Origin of the sequence: Streptomyces katrae (assembly GCF_000966975.1) — a bacterium.
Classification (GTDB): Bacteria; Actinomycetota; Actinomycetes; order Streptomycetales; family Streptomycetaceae; genus Streptomyces; species Streptomyces katrae.
This window is the reverse complement of record NZ_JZWV01000907.1, coordinates 1-8844: the sequence shown is the minus strand read 5'-3', so window position 1 is coordinate 8844 and position 8844 is coordinate 1. Positions and strand designations below refer to the sequence as shown.

General features: G+C 70.8%; 8 protein-coding genes, 1 tRNA gene and 1 pseudogene. 8 read left to right on the top strand and 2 right to left on the bottom strand.

The annotated features are described in order from the left end of the window. The first annotated feature begins 172 nt into the window (after window positions 1-172). Window positions 173-796 (top strand): response regulator, encoded by a 624-nt coding sequence (locus VR44_RS29320; protein ID WP_045950638.1) that lies wholly within the window; start codon window positions 173-175, stop codon window positions 794-796. 38 nt (window positions 797-834) lie between these two features. Continuing rightward, window positions 835-1338: a hypothetical protein gene (locus VR44_RS29315; RefSeq protein ID WP_045950635.1), complete on the top strand. Its 504-nt coding sequence runs from the start codon at window positions 835-837 to the stop codon at window positions 1336-1338. Window positions 1339-1371: 33 nt separating this feature from the next. Here the strand turns inward: VR44_RS29315 and VR44_RS29310 are convergent, their stop codons facing one another. After that, window positions 1372-2052 carry a pentapeptide repeat-containing protein gene (locus VR44_RS29310; protein ID WP_094191993.1) on the bottom strand — a complete coding sequence of 227 codons (681 nt, stop codon included), beginning with the start codon at window positions 2050-2052 and terminating at the stop codon, window positions 1372-1374. A 167-nt stretch (window positions 2053-2219) separates the two neighbouring features. Between VR44_RS29310 and VR44_RS29305 the strand changes: the two genes are divergently transcribed. After that, window positions 2220-3599 (top strand): NAD(P)/FAD-dependent oxidoreductase, encoded by a 1380-nt coding sequence (locus VR44_RS29305; RefSeq protein WP_045950634.1) that lies wholly within the window; start codon window positions 2220-2222, stop codon window positions 3597-3599. Window positions 3600-3682: 83 nt separating this feature from the next. Here VR44_RS29305 and VR44_RS29300 read toward each other — a convergent pair. Further along, window positions 3683-3758: transfer RNA gene (locus tag VR44_RS29300), tRNA-Thr, on the bottom strand. A 162-nt stretch (window positions 3759-3920) separates the two neighbouring features. On the opposite strand from VR44_RS29300, the gene VR44_RS29295 reads away from it, so the two are divergent. The 5 genes and pseudogenes from VR44_RS29295 to VR44_RS29275 all read left to right on the top strand — a co-directional run. Further along, window positions 3921-5303, top strand: coding sequence for an RNA-guided endonuclease InsQ/TnpB family protein (locus VR44_RS29295; protein WP_045950633.1), 1383 nt, complete (start codon window positions 3921-3923; stop codon window positions 5301-5303). A gap of 369 nt (window positions 5304-5672) precedes the next feature. Continuing rightward, window positions 5673-6749 (top strand): ABC transporter ATP-binding protein, encoded by a 1077-nt coding sequence (locus VR44_RS29290; RefSeq protein WP_045950632.1) that lies wholly within the window; start codon window positions 5673-5675, stop codon window positions 6747-6749. 281 nt (window positions 6750-7030) lie between these two features. Further along, window positions 7031-7423 carry a hypothetical protein gene (locus tag VR44_RS29285; protein ID WP_045950631.1) on the top strand — a complete coding sequence of 131 codons (393 nt, stop codon included), beginning with the start codon at window positions 7031-7033 and terminating at the stop codon, window positions 7421-7423. A gap of 53 nt (window positions 7424-7476) precedes the next feature. Beyond that, window positions 7477-8247, top strand: coding sequence for a nucleotidyltransferase family protein (locus tag VR44_RS29280; protein ID WP_169791057.1), 771 nt, complete (start codon window positions 7477-7479; stop codon window positions 8245-8247). Between the two features lie 102 nt (window positions 8248-8349). Beyond that, a pseudogene (locus tag VR44_RS29275) lies at window positions 8350-8844 on the top strand (hypothetical protein); the annotation flags it as partial.

Sequence of the window (8844 nt, the reverse complement as noted above, 5' to 3'; positions counted from 1 at the left end):
CGCCACCTCCGCCCCCGCCGACCGCGGCCACGGCCTCCCGGCCATACGCGCCCGCGTGCGCCAGCTCGGCGGAACCCTGACCATCGAATCCACCCCCGGCGAAGGCACCGTCCTCTCGGCCTCGATCCCCTGGAGCCCACAGGATGACGCCGATCCCCCTGGAGCCCACAGGATGACGACGATCCTCCTCTGCGACGACCACGTCGTCGTCCGCGCCGGCCTGCTGGCCCTGCTCGGCAGCGAGCCGGACATCGAAGTCCTCGGAGAGGCCGGCAGCGGCGAGGAAGCGGTCGCCCTGGCCGCCAAGCTCCACCCCGACGTGGTCCTCATGGACCTCCAGCTGGGCGAGGGCATCGACGGGGTCGAAGCCACCCGCCGCATCACCGCCCTCCCCCACCCCCCGCACGTCCTCGTCCTGACCACCTACGACACGGACGCGGACATCACCCGCGCCATCGGCGCCGGCGCCACCGGCTACCTCCTGAAGGCCGAACGCCCCGAGGAACTCTTCGCCGCCATCCACTCGGCCGCCGCCGGCCGCACCACCCTCTCCGCCCCCGTCGCCAGCCGCGTCATGGCCCACATGCGCGGCACCCGCCCCACCCTCACCGACCGCGAACTGGACATCCTGGGCCAGCTGGCCCGCGGCCTCGGCAACCGCGACATCGCCCGCGCCCTGTTCATCAGCGAGGCCACCGTCAAGACCCACCTGGGCCGCATCTACGACAAACTCGGCGTCGACACCCGCGCCGGCGCGGTGGCCGTCGCCAAGGAACAGCGCCTCCTGCCATCCTGACCACCCGCCCCCCGCCCACCCGTGACACCATCGGCTACGTGCTCGACATCGGCTACTCCCTCTCCCGGCGCTTCCCCGACCCCCCGCAGACCGACTACCGGTCGGCGGACGTCCACGCCCTGCGCCACGACCTCTTCTGCGGCGACGTCTACCTCGCCGACACCGAAAAGGACACAGAGGTATCCACAGCCTGGGGATGGGTACCCGTCCTCGACTTCGCCTGGGCGCTCTGCGACATCGTCGAACAGCTCGACCAGGACCCCCGCGGCAGCCGCTCCTCCCACAGCCAGTACGCCGAACTCGACTTCACCGAATCCAGCGACCGCATGCTCTTCGAGCGCCGCTTCGGCTGGGTCGACATCGAAGCCGACTGGATGCCCCCGGAGGAGGACCCGCTGACCTTCAGCCACCGCCTGCTGCGCCGCGAGGCCCGCGACTTCCTCCACGACCTGATCGCCGACCTCATCGACATGCACGAGGACCTCGCCGACAACCCGGTCATCTGGACCCTCCAGTCCCGCTTCCCCCGCGTCCCCGCCTGACCGACGACGGACCCGCCCCCGGGACCAGCCCCCCTACGCCACCACCCGCACCCCCAGCTGCGCCGCCAGCACCGGAGCCAGGTCGAACAGCTGCGACGGGCTGATCACCGCCCCCGCCAAGGACTCGACACCCCGCGCCACCCCCAGCTCCACCGCACCCCGCAGGTCCACGTCCACCAGCCGGGCCCCCGTCACGTCCATCCCCCGCAGCGCACAGTCCCGGAACTCCACCCGCTCCAGCACCGCACCCCCGAAGTCCGGCTCCACCAGCACGCACCCCTCGAACACCACGTCCCGCAGCCGTGCCTGCCGCAGGTTCAGGTAATCGATCTTGCCCCCGCGCACGAGGACCCGCTCCAGCACCGCCCCGTGCAGCTGCACCCCGCCCAACCGGGCGTCCACCAGCTCAACGTCCCGCAACGAGGCCCCCGCCAGGTCCACCCCCACACCCCGGACCCCCGCCAGCACCGAATCCAGGACCCGCGCCTTCACCAGCCCGGCCCCGTCCAGCGCGCACCGCCGCAGCGCGCAGTCCATGAACCGCGCCCCGACCGCCTCCTGCCCCGACAGGTCCAGGTCCGCGAACTCCAGCCCGTCGTAATCCCCGTCCGGCTCCAGCCCACCCCCCTCCCACGCCACCAGCTCCGGCAGCGCCACCTCCGCCCGCCGCGCCGCCTTCACCGACTGCCCATCACTTCGCCCGTTCCGCGCCATACCCCCATCGTGGCCGACCCCACTGACAACCCACCCCACCACCGGCAAGGTCGTCCTCGAACCCTGACCACCCCCTCCCGCACCCGACAACCGGCCCACAACCCGCCCCCCACACACGACACCCCGCCCCTGGACACCCCTCCCACACCGCCGGTACCAACTCCCCCATGACGATCAACGGCGGCATCTCCTTCTGGTACGCGAGCGACGCCTCCCCCCACCAGCCACCCCGCGCCCCCCTCACCACCGACGCCACCGCCGACGTGGTCATCGTCGGAGGCGGCTACACCGGCCTGTGGACCGCCTACTACCTCAAGCGCACCGCCCCCGACCTCCGCGTCACCGTCCTGGAGCAGAAGTTCTGCGGCTACGGCGCCTCCGGCCGCAACGGCGGCTGGCTCTACAACGGCATCGCCGGCCGCGACCGCTACGCCAGGCTCCACGGCCACCAGGCCGCCCAACGCCTCCAGCACGCCATGAACGACACCGTCACCGAGGTCATCGACGTGGCGGCCGCCGAATCCATCGACGCCGACATCCACCGCGGCGGCGTCCTCGAAGTCGCCCGCACCCCCGCCCAGCTCGCCCGCCTCAAGGCCTTCCACACCGCCGAACTCACCTTCGGCGAAACCGACCGCGAGCTCTACGGCGCCACCGCCACCCGCAACCGCATCGACATCGCCGACGCCGTCGGCTCCAGCTGGACCCCCCACGGCGCCCGCATCCACCCCCTCAAACTCCTCCGCGGCCTCGCCACCGCCTGCGAACGCCTCGGGGTCGTCATCCACGAGTCCACCCCCGTCACCGAACTCGCCCCGCGCCGCGCCGTCACCCCCTACGGCACCGTCCGCGCCCCCTACGTCCTGCGCTGCACCGAAGGCTTCACCGCCTCCCTCAAGGGCCAGAAACGCACCTGGCTCCCCATGAACTCCTCGATGATCGTCACGGCCCCCCTCCCCCCGTCCGTCTGGTCACAGCTCAACTGGGCCGACGCCCCCCTCCTCGGCGACATGGCCCACGCCTACATGTACGCCCAGCGCACCGCCGACGACCGCATCGCCATCGGCGGCCGCGGCGTCCCCTACCGCTTCGGCTCCCGCACGGACAACGACGGCCACACCCAGCCCGCCACCATCAGCGCCCTCAGGGAGCTCCTCTTCTCCTTCTTCCCGGTCCTCACCGGCACGGAGATCACCCACGCCTGGTCCGGCGTACTCGGCGTCCCCCGCGACTGGTGCGCCACCGTCACCCTGGACGCCACCACGGGCCTCGGCTGGGCCGGCGGCTACGTCGGCTCGGGCGTCGCCACCGCCAACCTCGCCGCCCGCACCCTGCGCGACCTGGTCCTGGGCGAATCCACCGACCTGACCGCCCTCCCCTGGGTCCACCACCGCGTCCGCCGCTGGGAACCGGAACCCTTCCGCTGGCTCGGCGTCCACGCCCTCTACGCGGCCTACCGCGAAGCCGACCGCCACGAAACGAGAACCCACACCCCGAAGACGACCCCCCTGGCCCGCCTCGCGAACCACATCTCGGGCCGCTCCTGAGACACGCAAAAGGCCCCGGGCGATCACCCGGGGCCTTCCGCTTTTGTACGAATCCCTTCGGTCAGTATGCCTCTGACCTGGGATGGAGCCGCCTGTCGGAATCGAACCGACGACCTTCGAATTACAAGTTCGGTGCTCTACCAACTGAGCTAAGGCGGCACAACTTCCCACCCGCGACACCGCCGCGCATGGAACCGCCAACACTCTACACAGCCCCAGAATCCCCAAGCCATCACATTGGGCGGGGCCCGTAACCCCTCACGCAAGCGTTCGTTGAACGTACTGGTGTGCCGTTCTGAAGATGAGGGCGCGGGAGGGGCGATGGCGAACCGGATATCGGGAGAGGAAGCCTGGCGCATCAAGCGCGAACTCCTCGGAGTGGACGACCGGACCAAACACCGTGGGCGAGCGATCGCGCCCCTGAAAGGGCTGGTCAGGGAGCCGGGCACGCAGCAGCGCGTCTACCGCTTCCGCTTCTACCCGACCGCCGACCAGGCGGCGCAGCTCACCCAGACCTTCGGCGCCTGCCGCTGGGTCTACAACGAGGGCTTGGCCCTCCGGAAAGAGGCCTGGGAGAAGCACCGGGTCTCGCTGGGCTTCGCGGAGACCTGCCGGGCCCTGACCGGCTGGAAGCGCGGACGGGAGACCGCGTGGCTGAAGGAGACCTCGTCCACGGTCCTCCAGCAGTCCCTGCGGCACCTGGACGCGGCCTTCTCCCGGTTCTTCAAAGGTTCGGCGAAGTATCCGAAGAGAAAGTCCCGACACCGGTCAAAGGACTCGGCGACCTACGTCCGCACCGGCTTCCGGTGGGTCGAGGACCCCGAGTGTCCGGGTACGGCCACGGTCACCCTTGCCAAGCAGACGACGCCACTGGACATCCGCTGGTCGCGCGCGCTCCCCGCAGGACAGTTACCGGTGAAGCTGACCGTCACCCGCGACCGGGCCGGCCGCTTCTTCCTCTCCGTCCTGGTGGAGGAGGTGATAGCTCCGCTCCCCGAGGTCTTCCTACCGGGGGGCCGGGAGCCCAAGGCCGTGGGCCTCGACCTCGGGGTCGCGACGCTGGTGACCACGGACGACGGGGAGAAGCTCCCGCACCCCCGCCTCCTCGCCAAGTACGGGAAGCGGCTCGCGAACCTCCAGCGCGACCTGCACCGGAAGACGAAGGGATCGAAGAACCGAGGGAAGGTGCGGGAGCGGATCGCCCGCGTGTACGCCTCGATCGGTGACGTGCGCCGTGATCAGCTGGACCAGTTCACCACCCGCCTCGTGCGCGAGAACCAAGTGCTCGTGGTGGAAGACCTGTCGATCACCGGCATCCTGCGTGCGGGCAAGGGTAGGAACAGGCGCCGCAAGGCGGCTCTGAACCGCTCGATCACCGATGCCGCCTGGGGTGAGCTGCTACGCCAGCTCCGCTACAAGTGCGCCTGGTACGGACGGACCCTGGTGGTCGTGGACCGGTTCTTCCCGTCCACCCGGCGCTGCTCCGCGTGCCACACGAAGGGGCCGAAGCTCGACGTGTCCGTCCGCGAGTGGACCTGCGCGGAGTGCGGGACCTTCCACGACCGGGACGAGAACGCGGCGGTGAACCTCCGGGACGAGGGGTTGCGGCTGTACTGGGCAGTGGCGATGGCGCTGCCGCCCGGGCGCGTGCCGCCAAGTGTGATCAGGGCTTCGGAGCTGGTGAACCTCGTGTCGGCCGCATAGCGAAGTCAAGCGCAGTACGGACCGACGGGCCGTCGGCCGCAATGCCTGTGGAGCCTGTGTAAGACCGGCCAGGTGTGACCCGTAGGGTCTCGCCGGCTCGGCGGCGGGCGTCGAAGCAGGAACCGCTGCTCGTGAGGGCAGTGAGGCGTGGAGCGCTACGGCCGCAAAGCCGTCGCTCTGCCGGCCTCGGCCAAAAGAACGTTGCTCTGCCACGCCCGGGCCAAAAGGCAACTGCTCTGGCATCCGGGCCGTCAGATTGCTGACAGAACCCCCCGCACCGGGTAGCGTCGGGCCGAGTCCTGAATATTGGACTAGACCTTCCACTCGGATCGTCCGGCACGTTCCTGCCGGTAGAAGGGATGCATCACCATGGCTTCTGTCACCTTCGACAAGGCGACCCGCCTCTACCCCGGCGGCGACAAGCCCGCCGTCGACCAGCTGGAGCTGGAGATCGAGGACGGCGAGTTCCTCGTCCTCGTCGGGCCCTCCGGCTGCGGCAAGTCCACCTCGCTGCGCATGCTCGCCGGCCTGGAGGACGTCAACGGCGGTGCCATCCGCATCGGGGACCGCGACGTCACGCACCTGCCGCCCAAGGACCGGGACATCGCGATGGTGTTCCAGAACTACGCGCTCTACCCCCACATGACCGTCGCCGACAACATGGGCTTCGCGCTCAAGATCGCCGGTGAGGACAAGGCCACCATCCGCCGCAAGGTGGAGGAGGCGGCGAAGATGCTGGACCTCACCCAGTACCTCGACCGCAAGCCGAAGGCGCTCTCCGGCGGTCAGCGCCAGCGCGTGGCCATGGGCCGGGCCATCGTGCGCAAGCCGCAGGTGTTCCTCATGGACGAGCCGCTGTCGAACCTCGACGCCAAGCTCCGCGTGTCCACGCGTACGCAGATCGCCGCCCTCCAGCGCGACCTCGGCATCACCACCGTGTACGTCACCCACGACCAGGTCGAGGCCATGACCATGGGCGACCGGGTCGCGGTGCTCAAGGACGGTCTGCTCCAGCAGGTGGACACCCCCCGCAACATGTACGACCGGCCCGCGAACCTCTTCGTCGCCGGGTTCATCGGCTCGCCGGCCATGAACCTCGTCGAGGTGCCGATCACCGACGGCGGCGTGAAGTTCGGGGACAGCGTGGTGCCGGTGTCGCGCGAGGCGCTGTCGGCGGCCGCCGACGCGGGCGACAAGACCGTCACCGTCGGCGTGCGTCCCGAGCACTTCGACATCGGCGAGACCGGCGGTCTGACGATCACCGTGAACGTGGTCGAGGAACTGGGTGCCGACGGCTACGTCTACGGCAGCAAGGACGGCCAGGACATCGTGGTCCGCGTGGGCGGCCGTCAGGTGCCCGAGAAGGGTTCCTCGCTGCACGTGGTGCCGCGGGCCGGGGAGATGCACGTGTTCTCGACGTCGACCGGGGCGCGCCTCTCCGACTGACAGGGGCCGTTGACGCGCACGCGAGGGGGAGGTTCCGTGAAGGGGCCTCCCCCTCGCGGGAGTTGTGGGTAGCGTTTCCCACGAACCCCGGCAGAGCGGGCCATTCGGCCGCACGCGTCAACCCTTAAATCGAAAAGCCACGTCGAACCATCCCCCGACCGGGTGACTAAATGTCGCCAAATCCTCACCGAGCGCTACTCTCGCCCTCGTGACCCACACTGCCCGCCGAATCGGCCGTTCCCTCGCCCTGGTCCTGCCCGTCGTCCTGGTCCTGTCCGGGAATCGGCCGTTCCCTCGCCCGGGTCCTGCCCGTCGTCCGGGTCCTGTCCGGGACCCTCGCGGTCACCATGGTCCCCTGGGCGGACAACTCGCCCTCCCAGATCCTGACCGCCTCCGCCGAGGACGTCTCCGTGCCCGCGAAGCCGCGTGCCGCGCAGGACGTGCTCCGTGACAAGCTGCTGAGCGAGCTGCAGCAGGGGGAGAACCCCGGTGTGGTCCTCGGGCACCTGCAGGAGCAGGTGAACGGGCGGCCGTCGCTCGCCGAGCACTGCATGGGCATCGCCCGGGCGCTGGGGCGGGCCGCCGTCGAGGCGTACGGGCCGACGAAGGCGCAGTCCTACTCGCGTCCGGTGTGCGACACCTCGTACGCCTCCGGGGTCGCCTCGATGGGCTGACCGCCCGACGTGCCGCCCCCGCGGGGGCGGTGGCCGTCCCTACGCTGGCGGCCATGAGCGACTCCCCTTCCCCGACCGCATCATCCTCCGACCGCGCGGCCGCGTTCCCGGCCCCGCCCGTCCAGGCCGTCGTCCTGGCGGGGGGCCAGGGTTCGCGGCTGCGGCCGTATACGGACGACCGGCCGAAGCCGATGGTCGAGATCCCGGGGACGGGGCTGCCGATCATCGGGCACCAGTTGGCGTGGCTGGCGGCTGAGGGGGTGACCGATGTCGTGGTCTCGTGCGGGCACCTCGCGGGGGTGTTGCAGGAGTGGCTGGCGGGGGCGGTGCTGCCGTTGCGGGTGACGACGGTGGTGGAGGAGGAGCCGCTCGGGCGCGGGGGCGGGCTGAAGTACGCGGCCCGGCACCTGCCGCATCCGGACCGGGCGTGGTACGCGGCGAACGGGGACGTGTGGACGCGGTTCCCGTTGCGGGAGATGGCGGCGTTCCATGCGGAGCGGGCGGCGGTGGCGACGTTGGCGCTGGCGCGGCCGCGGATTCCGTGGGGGGTGGTGGAGACGAACGAGTTCGGGCAGGTCCTGGATTTCGTGGAGGCGCCGCCGTCGCCCTATCCGGTCAACGCCGGGGTGTACGTGTTCGCTCCCGAATTCGCGGCGTTGTTGCCGGATTTGGGGGATCACGAGCGGACGACGTTCCCGCGGCTGGCGCGGGAACGGCGGCTGGCGGGCTTTCCGCTGCCGCAGGGGGCCTACTGGCGGGCGATCGACACGGCAAAGGATCTGGCGGAGGCGGCGCGGGAGTTGGCGGCTCAGGGGGCCGTCTGAGGCTTTTCGTACGCCTGTTGTGCAGTTGCGTGCGCCGGAGGGAGATCCGGGGTTTTGTTCCATTCCCCGAACAGGCGTGCGTGGCGTTCCTATGCTCGGCCCATGGCATTCTTTCGGTCGCGCGACCGGCGCGACAACACCCAGCGGGCGGACGACCTGTTGGCGGGGGCCAGGGCCTTGTACGAGGCGGGGCGTCATGCCGAGGCGGAGGCAGAGGCGCGTTCCGTGGCGGCGGCCGTGGGGCGGCATCCGGACGATCTGGCCGTGCCGATGGCGGTGAGCATCGCCGCCCTCGCGGCGAGCGCCCAGGGGCGGCACGAGGAGGCCCTCGCCGAGACGAAGAGCGCCGGTGTGCTGGACCGTGCCTTCACCCGGGCGGAGCGTGCCCAGGAGACCGGGCTGGTCGACCTCAACGAGGCCATGGCCCTCTTCTCACCGAGGCCATGGCCCTCTTCGGGCTGGACCGTGCCGCCGAGGCCCGTCCGCGGGCTTCGGCCTGCTACCAGGAGTGCCTGGCGGCCTTCGGGGCGGACCATCCCCGCACGGTTCAGGCCCGCGCGCTGCTCGACCGCGTCGACGGCGCCTGACCGGGTCCGG

What these genes read in the sequence shown, in the direction of transcription:
- VR44_RS29320 (WP_045950638.1), top strand. Translation starts at nt 173, where the DNA reads ATGACGACGATCCTCCTCTGCGACGACCACGTCGTCGTCCGCGCCGGC.
- VR44_RS29310 (WP_094191993.1), bottom strand. Translation starts at nt 2,052, where the DNA reads ATGGCGCGGAACGGGCGAAGTGATGGGCAGTCGGTGAAGGCGGCGCGG.
- VR44_RS29305 (WP_045950634.1), top strand. Translation starts at nt 2,220, where the DNA reads ATGACGATCAACGGCGGCATCTCCTTCTGGTACGCGAGCGACGCCTCC.
- VR44_RS29295 (WP_045950633.1), top strand. Translation starts at nt 3,921, where the DNA reads ATGGCGAACCGGATATCGGGAGAGGAAGCCTGGCGCATCAAGCGCGAA.
- VR44_RS29290 (WP_045950632.1), top strand. Translation starts at nt 5,673, where the DNA reads ATGGCTTCTGTCACCTTCGACAAGGCGACCCGCCTCTACCCCGGCGGC.
- VR44_RS29280 (WP_169791057.1), top strand. Translation starts at nt 7,477, where the DNA reads ATGAGCGACTCCCCTTCCCCGACCGCATCATCCTCCGACCGCGCGGCC.